Genomic DNA, 15,993 nt, shown 5'->3' with positions numbered 1-15,993 from the left:
TGGCCGGGGTGATTCCGGGTCTGCTGCTGGGCTTTGCCTTGATGCTGGCGATCTACATCGTCGCACGCAAGATGAACCTGCCAGCCCAACCACGCGCTACCTTCCGCGAATTTCTGACCGCTGCACGTAAAGCCGTTTGGGGCTTGCTGCTGATGGTGGTGATTCTGGGCGGTATTTACTCGGGCATGTTTACCCCGACTGAAGCAGCAGCCGTGGCGGCGGTCTATGCAGGTTTTGTCGCGCTGTTCGTCTACAAAGACCTGACGTTCCGCGATTGCCCGCAGGTGCTGCTCGACTCCGGCAAGCTGACCATCATGCTGATGTTCATCATTGCCAACGCCATGTTGTTCGCCCACGTGCTGACCACCGAGCAGATCCCGCAGACCATCACCGCCTGGGTGATCGAAGCGGGTTTGCAGCCTTGGCAGTTCTTGTTGGTAGTCAATATCGTGCTGCTGGTCGCCGGCGCCTTTATGGAGCCGTCGGCAATCATCCTGATTCTGGCACCGATCCTGTTCCCGATTGCCGTGCAACTGGGCATCGACCCGATCCACCTGGGCATCATCATGGTGGTCAACATGGAAATCGGCTTGATAACCCCGCCAGTGGGCCTGAACCTGTTCGTGACCTCGGCGGTCACCGGCATGCCACTGACGCAGGTTATTCGCGCAGCATGGCCTTGGCTGATGCTGCTACTGGGCTTCCTGATGGTGATTACCTACATCCCTGCGGTGTCCATGACCCTGCCAAACTGGCTGGGCATGAGCTAAGTAGCCTGCAGGCGAGGAGGGGATAGCTGCATCTGCTATGTTGGGTTAAGCAATGCAACTATCTCTTTTAAGTAGGCCACCTATGAAGTTGAGTCGGGTTTTAGCGGCCACTGCAGTGCTTATGACCATTAACCCCTGCGCCCACGCAGCCATGCGCTGCGCCAATGGCATTATCAGTGAGGGCGATAGCACCTCCATGGTGTCGGAAAAGTGCGGCGAACCTGATTCAAACCAACGAATATCCCCAGTGATCGGCGCCAATGGACGGCCACCAGATGGTTCAGTAACTGTCGAAAACTGGGTCTACGGCCCTGACAACGGCGCCTCCAGATACCTCAAGTTTATAGATGGAAAGCTAGTTAAAATCGAAACGCGTCGATGAGCAAGGTAGGAAGACTAAGGCCCACCCGATGCGATCTACCGTGCTTTGCGCGCCTCGCATTTTGAGGTGGGGACCTCAAAAATGCAGCTCGATGAAATTCGTCGAGCTAGCCGCTACCCCAAGCTTAAAGCCATTCTCCAGCCTGCCAGAGTAGGAGCAATGATCAACAACCTGCAGCGGGCTATAGTACTGGAGCGCCTGAACATCACGATCGAAGAGGATGATCCGGATGACTCGTTTCTGCTGGCCATAGTCTTGGCCAGCGACGCGGACTATCTGGTAACGGGTGATCGCCGCGCAGGCTTGTTGCAACGGGGACATATCGAATGCACGCGGATAGTCACGCCCGCCGTGTTCTGCGCCGAAGTGCAGGCTTGAACAGGCGGACCGAATAGTTGCCACCGCGACCGCATTTGTCCATAAAGGCTAGTCGAACATTTCTCGCTGATTTCAAAAACCATGCTCTCTCTTAGCCGCTCTGGCCAAATAACAGTGTTTGGCCAGCAAGTCGTTTTGTGTCAAAAACGCACGCCAACATAAAAGACTGGCGGACTCGCTAACGGATGGCGTAAAAAGCGTTCCTTACCAAGAGCGACTCATCGGTCACTTCTATTTTGCTGCTGTTGATAAAGCTTTAAGACAAGTACCTGTGCCTGCAGGCGCTTGAACTGGGTTATCTAAACCGAGCTTTATCAAAGCCCGCGGCAACTTCAGACCCGATGACATACAAACATAAGAACATGTGGTTGCCCGATGAAAATTAATCCATTGCCACCGTTGAACAGTCTGGTTGCGTTTGAAAGTGCTGCGCGCAATTTAAGCTTCACCCTCGCGGCACATGAACTGAATGTGACCCAGGGGGCCGTTAGCCGCCAAGTGCGACTGCTTGAGGATTATCTGGGTAAAGCCCTGTTTGAGCGTACAACCCGGGCCATGAACCTTACCCCGACGGGCAATCAGTATTACGAAGTCGTGCGTGAGACCTTGCTTGGGCTGGCCAGTGCTACCGGTGAAATTCGCCACTGGCGAGGTGCGCAGCAGGTAACTGTGGCGACCAGTACAGCGATGGCTTCGCTTTGGTTACTGCCGAAAGTGGCTGAGTTTCAGCGCGATAACGAAGACATCGACCTGCGCATCATCGCCTACGATCACGTTAAGGACTACTCACGGTTGGATTGCGATTTAGCGCTCTACTATTGCCGAACCTTGCCAAAAAACATGCAGGTAACGCCCTTGTTTGCCGAGGAAGTATTCCCCGTTTGCAGTCCGGGTTATCTGGCCAAGCACCCTGAACTTGAGACAGTTGAGCAGTTTTCATCCTCCACCTTGCTGTGGTTGGAAGATCCTCAACGCGACTGGATAGGGTGGTCGGAGTGGTTTACCCGGTTGGGCACCAAGATGGTTGAGCCACGGCATCGCATCAATATCAACAGCTACTCGATGTTGTTGCAGTCAGCCATTGGCGGGCAGGGCATCGCACTTGCCTGGTCGAATCTGGTCGACAATTATTTACAAACAGGGGCACTGGTCCGTCCTGTTGAATCGACCTTAATGACAGATGGCCAGTTTTGTTTGCTAGAACCGACTAATCGTAGCGCCACACGTCAGAGCGTTAAACAATTTCGCGCTTGGTTAATGTCGCAACTGCCAGTCGCGGTAACACCCACCGAAGCGGCAACATAGACCCAAGTGAGTAGCGTGCGCACAGGCTGCGTTCGCTCCGCTACCAAGTGGGTGTCGAGTTATAAGTTTTTCTCGCTAATTAATGATTTTTAATCATATATAAATACAGAGCCCTCTAATTGCTCTTATTACAGGACAGTAATAAGAGCATTGATGATAAAAAATCATAAAGCTCGCTGTAAAAAATCGTTTGTCGCTAATCCCTGTTTTTCTCGAAACTCGCGGTCAACGGAGTGGGGCTGATACGCCCGCCGAACATGACCTAACCGTGCCCAGCAGGGGAGAAAAACAATGAACAATTCCATCTCTCAACGTATTCCCGTCCAGCAATTGGAAAACGTCCTCAATCCAATTCATCAAGCCACCGGTCTCGGTAACGAGTTCTATACCGACCAGCGTTATTTCGAGCTGGAACGCGATGAGGTGATGGGCAAAACCTGGGCGTGTATTGGCTTCGCCAGCGACTTGGCGCAAAAAGGTTCGGTCAAGCCAATTGATTTCATGGGTTTGCCGCTGCTGCTGATGCGCAACCGTGAAAACGTTGTGCAGGTGTTTCATAACGTATGCAGTCACCGCGGCATGAAGTTGGTGCAGGAAGAAGGCGTGGTGCAGGGGGTTATCCGCTGCCCGTACCATTCCTGGACCTACGATCTGAACGGTGCGCTGCGTGGCACACCGCATGTCGGCGGCATCGACAAGCACAAGGATGATCGTTTTGCCTGCGAGAAGCATGGCCTCAAAGCGCTGCGCAGCTCAGTTTGGATGGACATGGTGTTTATCAACCTGTCGGGTGATGCACAGCCGCTTGAGGAAATGCTCGCGCCGCTGACCGAGCGTTGGACTCAGTTTATTGGTGACGACGGCATGAGCTTGCTGCGTCGTCGCCCAGGTTTTGATGCCACGACACTGGATATCAACTGCAACTGGAAACTGGCGGTTGAAAACTACTGCGAGGCGTACCACCTGCCCTGGGTTCACCCAAGCCTGAACACCTATTCGCGCCTTGAAGATCACTACAACATCATGTTCGGCGACAACTTCGCCGGGCAAGGCAGTTATGCCTACAACCTGTCTGATGTGGCAGGTACGCACATGCCGAAGTTTCCGAGCTGGCCGCAGGACCGTCTGCGCAACGCCGAATATGTTGCGTTTTTCCCTAACGTGCTGCTTGGCATTCAAGCCGACCATGCCTTTGCCATGCAATTGGAACCTATTGCTCCGGGCCGGACGGTGGAACATTTGCGGGTGTTTTATGTAGGCGATGAGGCGTTGAACGATGAGTACGCCGCGTGCCGCAACGCAGTGCTGGAATCATGGAAAGTGGTCTTTGCTGAAGACATCAGCTCGGTAGAAGGCATGCAGAAAGGTCGTCATTCGCCGGGTTACAAAGGCGGTGCGTTCTCCCCTGAAATGGATGTTCCGACCCACTTTTTCCATACCTGGGCCGCGCGCCAATTCCTAAACACCGACACGCCAGCCTGAGGAGACGGACATGACCAATATTGCAGCTCACTGGCTTAACTATATCGACGGTGAATGGGTCGACAGTTCGAATGCCTTGACCGTCAACCAACCGGCCAACGGCGAGCCCTTGGCTACCATCGCCCAGGCTTCGATTGCCGATGCTCAGCGCGCACTTGATGCGGCCAGGCGTTGCGCGGACAGCAATGAAATGAGTCGGGTTCGTCCCGCTCAACGGGTGACTTGGTTGTTGCAAATCGCTGCAGAAATTCGTGCGGTGGCCGAGGAGGGCGCCTGGGTGTTGTGTCAGGAAAACGGCAAAAGCCTTAACGATGCCCGCGACGAGTTCACTGAATCGGCCCGTTATTTTGAGTACTACGCCGGCATGGCCGACAAGATCGAAGGCACCTCGATCCCGTTGGGCGACGGCTATATGGATTTCACCCAGTACGACCCAATGGGCGTATCGGCGCAGATCGTCCCGTGGAACTTCCCGGTTTCGATCTGCGCGCGTTCATTGGCACCGGCGCTGGCAGCAGGCAATGCAGTGGTTATCAAATCGCCAGAACTGTCGCCACTGGGCATGTGTGTATTGATCCGTGCGATTGCCAAAGTCGGTTTGCCTAAAGGCGCGGTTAACCTGATCTGCGGCCGTGGACGTGAAGTGGGCTCATATCTGGTAAGCAGCAAGCAGGTGGATCAGATCGTGTTCACCGGTTCAGTGCCAACAGGCCAGTCAATTCTCCGTGCGGCGGCAGAAAACGCCATCCCGAGTGTGATGGAACTGGGCGGTAAATCAGCTGCGCTGGTGTTTGCCGATGCGGACCGTGAGCAAGTATTGGCCAGCGTCAAAAGCGGAATTTTCTTCAACGCCGGTCAAGTCTGCTCGGCGCTGTCGCGTCTGCTCGTGCAGCGTGAAATCTACGATGAAATCGTTGAGTCGGTGGTCAAACTGGCGGAAGGCATGAGTGTCGGGGTTGGCGAACACAATCCAGACCTGACGCCGGTTATCAGCGCCGGTCAACTTTCGGGTATCGAACAGCTATGTCGCCAAGCCACTGAAGAAGGGGCGGTGATTGCTACCGGCGGCGAGTCTTTTAGTGATCGTGCCGGGCACTTTATGCGCCCAACCGTGCTCCGTGATGTCACCCCGCAAATGAGCATTGCTCAGACCGAAGTGTTCGGCCCGGTATTGGCGGTTATCCCGTTTGACACTGAAGAAGAGGCTTTACGCATTGCCAATGGCACCGAATTTGGGCTGGTTGCCGGTGTATTCACTCAAGATATAAGCCGCGCCATGCGTTGTACACGGCGGCTGAAAGCCGGCCAGGTTTTCGTCAACGAATGGTACGCCGGCGGTATCGAAACACCCTTTGGTGGTGTTGGTCTCTCGGGCTTCGGTCGCGAGAAAGGTCAGGAAGCCTTGTACAGCTATGTGCGGACCAAAAACATAGCCATTCGTGTAGCGGGCGAGTAAGCGGAGACAATTATGAAAAAGTGGCTATGTGTGGTGTGCGGCCTGATCTACGACGAAGCTGAAGGCTGGCCCAAAGACGGTATTGCAGCAGGAACGCGCTGGGAAGATGTCCCTGAAGACTGGATATGCCCGGACTGTGGCGTGGGCAAAGGTGATTTTGAGATGCTCGAGATCGATGAGCCGATTATTGCGGTAGCAGCACCGGTGGCAGCACCGAAACCAGTGGTTAAACCAGGGGTCAATCAGCCCATCGTAATCATTGGCAGCGGTTATGCCGGTTATGGTTTGGCTCAAGCGCTGCGCCGTGCTGACGCCAAGGTTGAAATTCGCGTGCTCACGCAAGAGTCCGGGCATTTGTATTCAAAGCCTGGGCTGTCGATTGGTTTAGCCCAAGGTAAAACCGCTGAAGGGCTTGCAGGTGAAACGCCCATGGCGTTGGAAAAACGTCTGAATGTACGCATTTACCCCCATTGCCGGGTTGAGCGAATTGACAGTGCAAAACGCGTACTGCACACCAGCTTTGGGGAGATGGAGTACGGCCAATTAGTCTTGGCCAGTGGTGCTGCGCCCATTCGTTTGCCGATTGCCGGCGACAGCGATGAGTTGCTCAGCGTTAACAACCTGCAGGACTATCAAGCGTTTCGCCAGCGGCTCGAGGGTGTCAAGCGTGTGGCCATTGTTGGCGACGGTTTGATTGGCTGTGAGTTCGCCAATGATCTGGCGAGCAGTGGTTATGAAGTGAGTGTTATCGGGCTTGGACAGTGGCCCATGGAGCGTTTGTTACCCGCTGAAGCGGGGAAGCATCTGCAATCTGCCTTGAGTGAACACGGCGTCACGTGGTTTTTGAACAACTCACTGGCACAGGTAGAACGTCTTGAGCAGGGCTATCACCTGCAGCTAACCGATGGGCAAGTGGTGCAAACCGATTTAGTGTTATCAGCTGTCGGTCTACGCCCCAATTTAAGCCTGGCGCAAAGCGCGGGTATTGCCACAGATCGTGGCATTCAGGTCGATGCTCATCTGCAGACCTCGGTGCCGGGTATTTTTGCCTTGGGCGACTGCATCGAAATCGACGGCCAACTACGGCCCTATCTGGCGCCAATCAATCAGGGCATTCAAGCGCTGAGCAAAACCTTGCTCGGCCAACAATCCCCGGTTGATTACCCACTGATGCCCGTCATGGTGAAAACACCGGCAGCGCCGCTTTGTTTGCTACCTCCCGCAGTCGGTGCACAGGGTGAATGGCGCTGCACAGCAACGGAGGATGGCATCAGCGCGGGTTTTTATTGTGCCGCTGGGAAATTAAACGGCTTTGTCCTGCTTGGCCGCCAGGCACAGGTGCAACGCAACAGCTGGCTGCAATCCTGCCAAACCGCGCAACAAGCCGTAGCCTGAGGGCCGCTTTATGACTAACAATAAAATTAACTTGCCGTTGGACGACTCATCTTGCGGTTGGTACAGCGCTTTGCGGGATGTGCCTGCGGCCAAGCGATTGTCCGGTGAGCAGCGCGCTGACTACGCCATAATCGGCGCTGGCTTTGCTGGCTTGGCTGCCGCAAGGCGACTGGCAGAGCAACTGCCGGAGGCGCGCATTGTATTGGTGGATGCGCAGCGTGTCGGTTATGGCGCTTCCGGGCGCAACTCGGGTTTTGTGATTGACCTGCCGCACAAGTTCGCCCTTGAACATCCAGACCCCGCGCACAAACAACGTTTGTTGGCGCTCAATCGCGCCGCGATCAGCCAATTGCTGGGCTTGGTCAACCAGCATGGAATTGATTGCCAATGGTCCCACGCGGGTAAGTATCAAGGTGCCGTAGGCGCCCGTGGCCAAGCGTACCTTGAGCATTTCGCATCGCTTATGAAGGACCTCGGCGAGCCTTTTGAGTGGGTCAATCGTGAGTCCTTGGCCAAGGTGATTGGCAGCCAACATTACAGTCAGGCCATTTTCACACCGGGTTGCTACTTGATGCAGCCCGCTGCGTTGGTCAATGGACTGGCGCGTAGCCTGCCTGAGAATGTTGAGTTACTTGAAGAGTCACCGATTCAACGCCTGGAACGTGATGCTAATGGCGGCTGGATTCTGCACGGCACCCAAGGGCGCGTCAGCACGCCAAAGCTGCTGCTGGGCACCAGTATATTTACTCAGGAGTTCGGCTTTCTGCGCAATCGTTTGCTGCCGGTAATGACATTTGCCAGCTGGACGCGGCCACTCAGTGACGCAGAACTTGCAGCCTATGGCGGACAACTGGATTGGGGGCTGACCCCGGCTGATCATGCGGGCACTACAGTGCGCATGACCCAAGACCGCCGGTTGATTATCCGCAACACTTACAAACACGTCCCTAAATATGGTCGCAGCACCAGCGATGCAATGCGCCAGCAGGTCGCCGCGGACCACCGCAAGGCGTTTTTGGCCCGCTTCCCGCAGTTGGCCAGCGTCCCATTCACCCACACATGGGGCGGGGTCTACGCCATTTCACGCAACTTCACCAATTTCTTTGGCGAGTTGCAGGACGGTGTATTTGCCTCGGCCTGTGACAATGGTGTTGGGGCTGCCTGGGGCACTATTTCCGGGACCTTGCTCGCCGATCTGGCCATAGGCGCAGAGTCGAGTCAGCTGCGTGATATTCAAGCCGTGACCGGCATGCCATCACTCAACCCTCCAGAACCCTTTCTGGGGATCGGGGTGCGCTCACGCATTCGATTGGCTGCGTTCAACAGCCGGAGTGAAATATGAGCGATGCCAAGAACACATCGGGCAAAGGCCCAGTGCTGCTGGTTGATCACCACGACCTCGACTTTACCTTGCGCAGCAGTGCAGATAGCAACGGACAAGCCTTTGTCGCACGGGCAATCAGCAATGAAATCTCACCCAATATTGGTATCGGTTTCGCCCGCTGGGAAGGGGCTGAGGTGGCATGGACGCTGCTCTACGACGAAGTGGTTTTTGTCATCGAAGGCTGCTTCGAACTGCAAGCCAATAGCCAGCTGTATCGCGTCAGTCCAGGGCAAATGCTCTGGATTCCCGAAGGAACCGAGTTGGTGTATGGCGGCCATGCATTATTTGGCTATGTGGTGCATCCGGGCGATTGGAAACAGCGTCACGGCCTTGTCTGAGCCCTTGTCAAATAGCGTTGTTAAGGGCTCGATTATTAGATGCTTTCACAGGCCAAATCTGGCCTGTGAACAGGCGCTATGGATAGCAAAAGCATCAGTGATAAAAAGTCATAAATCAATGCAATAAAATGGTTTGTCGCGTTGTTTCAGGTGACTGAATATCGCAGCCAGCCGCAATTCTGGAAACCTGCCTTGTAGCGATTTCGCATTGACGAAACGCCCCCCGGAATTGACCTAACTACAAAAACAATAGCGAGGCCTGATATGAAAGACATAGCTGCTGAAGCTGGCCAGCCCGCCGCATTTAATATGCGCATCATGGGGCTTAACTTCCACCGGGTGATCTTTCCCGCATCATTTTTTATCGTTCTCGCGCTGGTTCTGGCCGCGCTGTATGACCCCGTTGCGTTTGGCCAAACCCTTGAAGCAACCAAGGGCTGGATTATCAAGAATTGTGACTGGTTCATTATGATCATGGGCAACCTGGCCGTACTGTTCTGTGCCGGGGTTGCCATATCGCCTTACGGCAAAATTCGCCTGGGTGGCGCGGATGCCAAACCTGAGTTCGGCATGCTGTCCTGGTTCTCCATGATGTTTGCCGCCGGCATGGGCGTTGGCTTGCTGTACTGGGGGGTTGCCGAACCGGTCGCGCAATACACTGAATGGTGGAAGACACCGCTAAATGTGATTAAAAACACACCTGAAGCGGCGCACGCTGCAATGGGCGCCACCATGTTCCATTGGGGGCTTCACCCTTGGGCGATCTACCTGACCAGCGCATTGGTAATTGGCTATTTTGCCTTTAATAAAGGCATGCCTTTCTCACTCAGCTCGGGATTGAAGCCGCTGATTGGCGATGCCTATAAAGGCTTGCCCGGTCAAATCGTCGATGTCTTCACTGTGGTGCTGACTGTCTTTGGCCTGGCAACATCCCTCGGCTTGGGCGCCATGCAAGCGACCGCGGGGATTACCCATGTACTGGGTATTGCCAACTCCTTCAGCTTTCAATTGCTGTTTATCTTCACCGTAACAGCACTCGCAGCACTGTCATTGTGGCGAGGCATGCATGCCGGAGTGAAGCTGCTCAGCAACATCAACATGCTTTTGGCGCTGGCCCTGTTCGTGCTGGTGGCGATTGCGGTTGGCGTTGGCACCTTCTTTACATCAGTAGCCACCACGGCAGTGGATTACGTCGAATATTTTGGACCGCTGGCGAACTGGATCGATCGTCCTGACCCGGACTGGTTTCAAGGTTGGACCGTGTTCTATTGGGCGTGGTGGTGCACCTGGGGACCGATTGTAGGGGTGTTTATCGCACGGGTTTCCCGGGGACGCACGCTGCGCCAATTGGTTTGTGTGGCGATGGTATTTCCCACCATTGCCACGGTTTTCTGGTTCGCCGCTTTTGGCCTAAGCGCGATTAATCAGGTCACAGCCGGGCAGGGCGCTTTGGCGGCGGGCTTGGCAGATATCAACATGGCGCTGTTCCAATTCCTTGAAGTGCTGCCAATGTCGACTATTACTTCGATGCTTGTCGTGGTGCTTCTGGTGATCTTTATGGTCACCTCAATGGACTCCGGCGCCTTGGTGGTGGATAACCTGGCGGCTGGAGGAGAGCCTGACACCCATGCAGGGCAGCGCATCCTGTGGCTGTTGATGGTTGCTCTGGTCACCATCACCTTGTTCGTGATCGGCGGTGATACAGCGCTCAAAGGCATTCAAGCCGGCGCTGTCGCGATGGGCTTGCCCTTTATGGCGATCATGTTGTTGTTGATGATCGGGTTTGTTAAATCGCTGGCAACCGAGGGCAGCAGCCAGGTCTTAGTGCCAAGTGAATAACGACCGCTGAATAAAGCCGCTGATGAGCAATCTTCAGCGGCTTTATTTTGTATTGGATTTGACCCGGATTGCCGAGCGCTACAGGTTCATCGGGCTGCAAGGCAATGATGTGGCCGCCAGCTGCGGGCGTATGGGCACTGCAAGGCAGGCAAGTACTGCGAAGGCGACCAGCGCCCAAACGGTGCCCAGTGCATCCAGTGTTGCGCCGAACAGGGGTGTGCCCACCGATTGGCCAAGTGCAATGACCAGAAAAGGTATTCCCAAACCTAGGTCCGGGCGATCGGGCAGAAGGTCGATCCCCTGGATCAGATAGGCCCCAGTCGAAATGATATAGGCGGTGCCGAAAATGATCATGGTGGCAAAGCCAATGATTGCTGAGTACGAGGTCGCAGCCAGTCCGATCATGGCCAATGCCATGCCCAATAGTGCGCTGCCATGGACCCAGCCGCTGCCGAACCGCGTGGTCAGCATGCCGGTAAGCGATCCGCTGATACCGGCGATTCCCAGAGCGACCCACGCCCACGCAATTTCGCTATCGTTGAAAGCAAAATCCTCGCGCAAAATGCTCGCGCCAAAAGTCCAGATAGCCGTGCTGGATGCCCCAGCAATAAAGGCGCTGATGCAAAGCGTGAGCAGGCCGGGGCGTTTGAGGATTGCCACGGACAATTTCTGCCTGTCGCTGCCATGATCGGTAGCGGGCACTGCATAGAAAATCCACAGGGTTACGCCAAAGCCAATCAGGGCAAACACCCCATAAAGCTCGCGCCACGCGCCGACGACTGCCAATGCGGCTAAGCCTGAAAATACAATCCCCGCTGCCGTGCCCGAATTGATGGTTGCATTTGCCTTAGGCCGATCCTGAGTCTCGAACATTTTCGCTACGGCTGTGGCCAGCGGAGGTGAGGTCAACCCTGTGCTCAAGCCCGCTAAGGCAATGCCAATGCCCATTGACCAAGCCGAGGAGGCGAAGGCAACCAGGGTCATACCCAATGTCGCCGCCGCTCCGGCACACAAAGCTATTGCTCTGGGGCCAAGTTTGCCACTGGCGATAAAGGTGAACAGGATACCCAGGCAGTAGGCCGCAAAAGCGCAGCCACCAATCCAGCCTGCAGCGATCACATCAAGCGCAAGATCCTCGCTGATCTGTGGCAAAAAAAGGCCGTAGGCAAATCGCGCCAGTCCGTAGGACACGGCTGTTAAGGCAAATGCTGCGGCAACTAGATTGATACTACCCTTCATTTTTTGCCTGCCTGTGCGCTGGCAATAAGAGACAGCGCTGCCTCCTTGGCGTCCTCGATCACGGAGACACCAACAACACTCGCCGATGCTGTGGCACCTTCAAACAGCAACCATACCTGTGTGGAAAGCTTTGCATCATGACGACCGAGTGCAGCCAAAATGCGTCTTTGTACTTCAGCAACAAACTCGCTTTTCTGCCGGCGGACAAGCTCGACGATTTCTTCGCTGGCCCCGGCATATTCACTGCGTGCTCGGAGCAACATGCAGCCCCTTGCGCCGTGGCTTGTCAGCCAAAGCTGCAAGCTGTCGAACATTGAACCCACGGGATCATCCTGCCAGGGCTCTGCTTCGAGCTGCTGCATAAATCCATGGTGCCGTGCTTCAAGCACCGCAGTGACCAAGCCGTCACGCGAGCCAAAATGTTTATAGAGGGTGCGTGTGGAGGCGCCGGAAGGCGCGATTACCCGATCAATGCCAATACCGCGAAAGCCTTCGGCCTCGAAAACGGGGGTGGCGCCAATGATTATTTCAGTACGTTTATCCATGCAATGCAGTGTAAAGCGATCGCTTTACATGTCAAGCTGAGTTAACGGGAACAAGGGGAGACGGGGCATTAGCGCCTGCACAAGCCTTTGTGTTGAACAACGTAGCGCAGGAACTGGCTCTGAACTCACATCGTCCCAAGGTCACTCAGAATGCGATGCGCCGCCTTGACGCGGGCGTCGTTGGGGTAGTTCTTGTTAGCCAGCATCACCAGTGCCGTTTGTTGCCCTGGCAGCATCACCAGATAGCCGCCAAAGCCATTGGTGGAGCCGGTTTTATTGATCCAGACATCATTGCGCGGCTCCTGCATCGGCTCGATCGCTTCGACGCGGTTCGGTTTGAGGATCATGTCATAGCCGTTTCCAGCCAAAAGCGTATCCACCCCGACCGGCAGCGAATACTGTTCCCAGATCATGTCTTGAGTCATTTGCCCGACTTGATAGCGGCCTTCACGTGTCGCGTCCAAGGCTGTTTTTAAAGCGTCATCGATCTCCAGCAGTCCGAGGTTGGCCTGAGCAAAGCTCGCCAGGTCGCCTGCCGTGGTTTTAATGCCGTAGGCTTCGTCGTCCAGAACACCTGGGGTCACGCGCGTGGGCTTGTCTTGCTTGTCCTCGCCCATGGCGTAATTCGCCATCTGCGCTTTGGGCACGTCGTACCATGTTTGAGTCAGGCCCAGCGGCGTAAGCACGTCTTGCTGCATCGCCGGAATGAAATCGCGGCCAAGGCTGGCAGCCGTCTCCAGGCCAAGCAGGCCAATACTCAAGTTAGAGTAAGTGCGAACCTCGCCAATGGCTTCAGTGGGCTGCCACTGGCGATACCACTTCATCAGCTGTTGTCGATTGGTGACCGCATCCGGTACGAAAAGTGGCAGGCCCCCGGAGGTATGCGTCGCAAGGTTGGCTCCAGTAATTTTGTCGAACGCAGTGCCTTTAAGCTCGGGCAGGTAATGGCTGACTTCAGTATCCAGATCGAGCTTGTCGTTGACCACAGCAAGCGAAGCCAAGGCAACAGTAAAGGTTTTACTCAGCGAACCAATCTCGAACAGGGTTTGATCATCAACCGGGGTATTCGCGTTGCGGTCGGCTGAACCATAGTTCAAAATCAGGGTGCCTTGCGGGCGCACCAAAGCCACCGCCATACCGGGGATTTTCTGCTGCTGCATTAACGCTGTGATGACCGGATCGATCACCTCTTTGGCGTCGCTGGCCTGCGCTAGCGCAACATTTGCGGTAGACAGCCACCCCAGTAATACCCCAGCGATCAATGATTTCATTGCAGTTCCTGTTTACCGATTTAAATTAATCCCACGGTAAGCATTGTCCTGCAAGTCACGTCCTTCGCCAATGGCGCGCGTTGCAGTAGGCGCCCTGCAATAGCTGCAGCGTAACGCTAGCCAGATTCATGCGGGTTGTTTCTCGCGTGAGTCCACACAGCAAAAACTGTTCGAACCTCAGTCTCGGTCTCAATGTCGAAATCTCTACATCTTCCCTGCACGGCTGCTGATGCAGCGGTATAGGGAGGCCATGCGCAATGGAAAAAGCGAGATTTCACATGACGGTAACAGTAGGAGACTTTCTGATTGAACGCCTCAGTGAATGGGGTGTAACGCGAATATTTGGTTATCCCGGTGACGGTATAAACGGCGTCTTCGGTGCTTTAAGCCGCGCTAAGGGCAAGATCGAATTCGTACAAGCCCGGCACGAGGAAATGGCCGCATTCATGGCCTCGGCGCATGCCAAATTCACTGGCGAGCTTGGTGTCTGTATCGCTACCTCCGGCCCCGGCGCGTCACATTTGATCACGGGGCTATACGATGCGCGACTTGATCATATGCCGGTGCTGGCGATTGTCGGGCAACAGGCTCGAACGGCATTGGGCAGTCATTATCAGCAAGAGCTGGATCTGGTCTCGATGTTCAAGGACGTAGCCGGTGCGTTTGTTCAGCAAGCGTCAGCACCGTCCCAAGTTCGCCATCTACTGGATCGCGCCGTGCGTACCGCCATCGGCGAAAGGCAAGTGACGGCGTTGATTCTGCCAAACGACCTGCAGGATGTTGAGTACAAGGCTCCTGCCAGAGCCCATGGCACGGCGCATTCCGGTGTGGGTTACAGCAAGCCAAAAGTGTTGCCTTACGAGGCGGATCTGCAACGGGCGGCCGATGTGCTGAACGCCGGCAAAAAAGTGGCAATTCTGGTCGGCGCTGGGGCACTGGGCGCAAGTGAGCATGTATTTGCCACGGCCGAAAAACTCGGGGCAGGGGTCGCTAAGGCGTTGCTCGGCAAAGCCGTCTTGCCAGACGAATTGCCTTGGGTTACAGGCAGTATCGGACTGCTTGGCACCGAGCCAAGCTACAAACTGATGAGCGAATGCGACACCTTATTGATGATCGGTTCTGGCTTCCCCTATGCCGAGTTCCTGCCCAAGGAAGGCCAGGCGCGTGGGGTGCAGATCGACCTGCAGGCGGATATGCTCGGTCTTCGCTACCCAATGGAAGTGAACCTGCAAGGTGATGCGGCCGAGACGTTGACTGCACTGCTGCCATTGTTGGCGCACAAGAAGAGTCGCAGCTGGCGCAAAAAAATTGAAGGTTGGCGCGGAACCTGGGAGAACACCCTGGAAAAACGCGCCATGGCCAAGGCCACTCCAATCAATCCCCAGCGCGTGGTCTTCGAGTTATCACCGCAGTTACCGGACCGCGCGATTATTACTTGCGACTCCGGCTCGTGCGCTAACTGGTACGCTCGCGACCTGAAAATCCGCCACGGCATGAAATGTTCATTGTCTGGCGGGTTGGCATCCATGGGGGCCGCCGTACCTTACGCAATAGCGGCTAAATTCGCCTTCCCTGACCGGTCAGTGATTGCCTTGGTGGGCGATGGTGCCATGCAAATGAACAACATGGCTGAGTTGATCACGATTGCTAAATACTGGCGGCAGTGGGAAAGCCCACACCTTATCTGCGCGGTCTTCAATAACGAGGATCTCAATCAGGTGACGTGGGAACAACGGGTGATGGAAGGTGATCCGAAATTCGAAGCGTCACAGAACATCCCTGATGTGCCGTATCACCAGTTCGCCAATTCTATCGGCTTGAAGGGTATCTATGTCGACCGGGAGGATGAAGTCGCCAACGCCTGGGAACAGGCATTAGCTTCGGATATACCGGTGGTCATCGAGTTCAAGACCGACCCGAATGTGCCGCCGCTACCACCCCACATCAAACTCGACCAAGCGAAGAAGTTCGCGACTACCTTGCTCAAGGGCGATCCTAATGAAGCCGGTGTTATTGTGCAAACGGCCAAGCAGGTGCTGGGCGCAGTGTTGCCGGGTGACTCGAAAAAGTGACTGCAGGGGCTAAGGGGCCAGCTCGAAGCAGTAGCCGGTCACTTACGGAGAGATAAGTCGCAGCTAATGGCTTAGGGCGGTTTATCTCTGCGCCACCGCGTGCATTGGCATATAGCCACAATTGCAGCGCAGCCCCC

The 15,993-nt window shown here is 55.3% G+C and carries 13 protein-coding genes and 2 pseudogenes; 12 read left to right on the top strand and 3 right to left on the bottom strand.

What is annotated here, in order from left to right:
• The 11 genes and pseudogenes from AACY09_RS21680 to AACY09_RS21630 all read left to right on the top strand — a co-directional run.
• The coding region (locus AACY09_RS21680) for a TRAP transporter large permease (RefSeq protein WP_339490981.1) at positions 1-770 on the top strand (770 nt) is incomplete at its 5' end.
• A gap of 52 nt (positions 771-822) precedes the next feature.
• A complete protein-coding gene (locus tag AACY09_RS21675; RefSeq protein WP_339490979.1) occupies positions 823-1,152 on the top strand; it encodes a DUF2845 domain-containing protein in 330 nt (109 codons plus the stop codon).
• An 18-nt stretch (positions 1,153-1,170) separates the two neighbouring features.
• A pseudogene (locus tag AACY09_RS21670) lies at positions 1,171-1,530 on the top strand (putative toxin-antitoxin system toxin component, PIN family); the annotation flags it as partial.
• A 375-nt stretch (positions 1,531-1,905) separates the two neighbouring features.
• Positions 1,906-2,835: a LysR substrate-binding domain-containing protein gene (locus tag AACY09_RS21665; RefSeq protein ID WP_339490978.1), complete on the top strand. Its 930-nt coding sequence runs from the start codon at positions 1,906-1,908 to the stop codon at positions 2,833-2,835.
• 291 nt (positions 2,836-3,126) lie between these two features.
• On the top strand, positions 3,127-4,317 hold the full coding sequence (locus AACY09_RS21660; protein ID WP_339490977.1) for an aromatic ring-hydroxylating oxygenase subunit alpha: 1,191 nt from the start codon (positions 3,127-3,129) through the stop codon (positions 4,315-4,317).
• Between the two features lie 10 nt (positions 4,318-4,327).
• Entirely contained in the window at positions 4,328-5,773 is a 1,446-nt protein-coding gene (locus AACY09_RS21655; RefSeq protein WP_339490976.1) for an aldehyde dehydrogenase family protein, read from the top strand.
• A 12-nt stretch (positions 5,774-5,785) separates the two neighbouring features.
• Positions 5,786-5,947, top strand: a pseudogene (locus AACY09_RS21650) (rubredoxin); the annotation flags it as partial.
• Complete coding sequence (locus AACY09_RS21645) at positions 5,936-7,168, top strand: FAD-dependent oxidoreductase (RefSeq protein WP_339490986.1); 1,233 nt, start codon at positions 5,936-5,938, stop codon at positions 7,166-7,168. The pseudogene AACY09_RS21650 and the gene AACY09_RS21645, both read left to right, overlap by 12 nt.
• A 10-nt stretch (positions 7,169-7,178) precedes the next feature.
• Entirely contained in the window at positions 7,179-8,510 is a 1,332-nt protein-coding gene (locus AACY09_RS21640; protein ID WP_339490975.1) for an NAD(P)/FAD-dependent oxidoreductase, read from the top strand.
• Positions 8,507-8,890: an ethanolamine utilization protein EutQ gene (locus tag AACY09_RS21635; RefSeq protein WP_339490973.1), complete on the top strand. Its 384-nt coding sequence runs from the start codon at positions 8,507-8,509 to the stop codon at positions 8,888-8,890. The genes AACY09_RS21640 and AACY09_RS21635 overlap by 4 nt, the downstream gene beginning before the upstream one ends.
• Before the next feature lie 264 nt (positions 8,891-9,154).
• Positions 9,155-10,729, top strand: a complete 1,575-nt coding sequence (locus tag AACY09_RS21630) for a BCCT family transporter (protein ID WP_339490972.1) — start codon at positions 9,155-9,157, stop codon at positions 10,727-10,729.
• Positions 10,730-10,807: 78 nt separating this feature from the next.
• Here the strand turns inward: AACY09_RS21630 and AACY09_RS21625 are convergent, their stop codons facing one another.
• The 3 genes from AACY09_RS21625 to ampC all read right to left on the bottom strand — a co-directional run bounded on the left by AACY09_RS21625 (position 10,808) and on the right by ampC (position 13,784).
• A complete protein-coding gene (locus AACY09_RS21625) occupies positions 10,808-11,968 on the bottom strand; it encodes an MFS transporter (protein ID WP_339490971.1) in 1,161 nt (386 codons plus the stop codon).
• On the bottom strand, positions 11,965-12,513 hold the full coding sequence (locus AACY09_RS21620) for a TetR/AcrR family transcriptional regulator (protein ID WP_339490969.1): 549 nt from the start codon (positions 12,511-12,513) through the stop codon (positions 11,965-11,967). Before AACY09_RS21620 ends, AACY09_RS21625 begins: the two co-directional genes overlap by 4 nt.
• Positions 12,514-12,638: 125 nt before the next feature.
• Entirely contained in the window at positions 12,639-13,784 is a 1,146-nt protein-coding gene (gene ampC / locus AACY09_RS21615) for a class C beta-lactamase (RefSeq protein ID WP_339490968.1), read from the bottom strand.
• 278 nt (positions 13,785-14,062) lie between these two features.
• Here ampC and AACY09_RS21610 point away from each other — a divergent pair, with 278 nt between their 5' ends.
• Positions 14,063-15,856, top strand: coding sequence for a thiamine pyrophosphate-requiring protein (locus tag AACY09_RS21610; protein ID WP_339490967.1), 1,794 nt, complete (start codon positions 14,063-14,065; stop codon positions 15,854-15,856).
• Positions 15,857-15,993: the final 137 nt, after the last annotated feature.

This window comes from Pseudomonas sp. EL_65y_Pfl2_R95, assembly GCF_963971045.1.
Classification (GTDB): Bacteria; Pseudomonadota; Gammaproteobacteria; order Pseudomonadales; family Pseudomonadaceae; genus Aquipseudomonas.
The sequence above is the reverse complement of the archived record's forward strand: the minus strand, read 5'-3'. Positions and strand labels throughout refer to the sequence as shown.

Bases quoted from the DNA above. Each gene is read 5' to 3' on its own strand.
- AACY09_RS21675 (WP_339490979.1), top strand. From the start codon at position 823: ATGCAACTATCTCTTTTAAGTAGGCCACCTATGAAGTTGAGTCGGGTT.
- AACY09_RS21665 (WP_339490978.1), top strand. From the start codon at position 1,906: ATGAAAATTAATCCATTGCCACCGTTGAACAGTCTGGTTGCGTTTGAA.
- AACY09_RS21660 (WP_339490977.1), top strand. From the start codon at position 3,127: ATGAACAATTCCATCTCTCAACGTATTCCCGTCCAGCAATTGGAAAAC.
- AACY09_RS21655 (WP_339490976.1), top strand. From the start codon at position 4,328: ATGACCAATATTGCAGCTCACTGGCTTAACTATATCGACGGTGAATGG.
- AACY09_RS21645 (WP_339490986.1), top strand. From the start codon at position 5,936: ATGCTCGAGATCGATGAGCCGATTATTGCGGTAGCAGCACCGGTGGCA.
- AACY09_RS21640 (WP_339490975.1), top strand. From the start codon at position 7,179: ATGACTAACAATAAAATTAACTTGCCGTTGGACGACTCATCTTGCGGT.
- AACY09_RS21635 (WP_339490973.1), top strand. From the start codon at position 8,507: ATGAGCGATGCCAAGAACACATCGGGCAAAGGCCCAGTGCTGCTGGTT.
- AACY09_RS21630 (WP_339490972.1), top strand. From the start codon at position 9,155: ATGAAAGACATAGCTGCTGAAGCTGGCCAGCCCGCCGCATTTAATATG.
- AACY09_RS21625 (WP_339490971.1), bottom strand. From the start codon at position 11,968: ATGAAGGGTAGTATCAATCTAGTTGCCGCAGCATTTGCCTTAACAGCC.
- AACY09_RS21620 (WP_339490969.1), bottom strand. From the start codon at position 12,513: ATGGATAAACGTACTGAAATAATCATTGGCGCCACCCCCGTTTTCGAG.
- ampC (WP_339490968.1), bottom strand. From the start codon at position 13,784: ATGAAATCATTGATCGCTGGGGTATTACTGGGGTGGCTGTCTACCGCA.
- AACY09_RS21610 (WP_339490967.1), top strand. From the start codon at position 14,063: ATGACGGTAACAGTAGGAGACTTTCTGATTGAACGCCTCAGTGAATGG.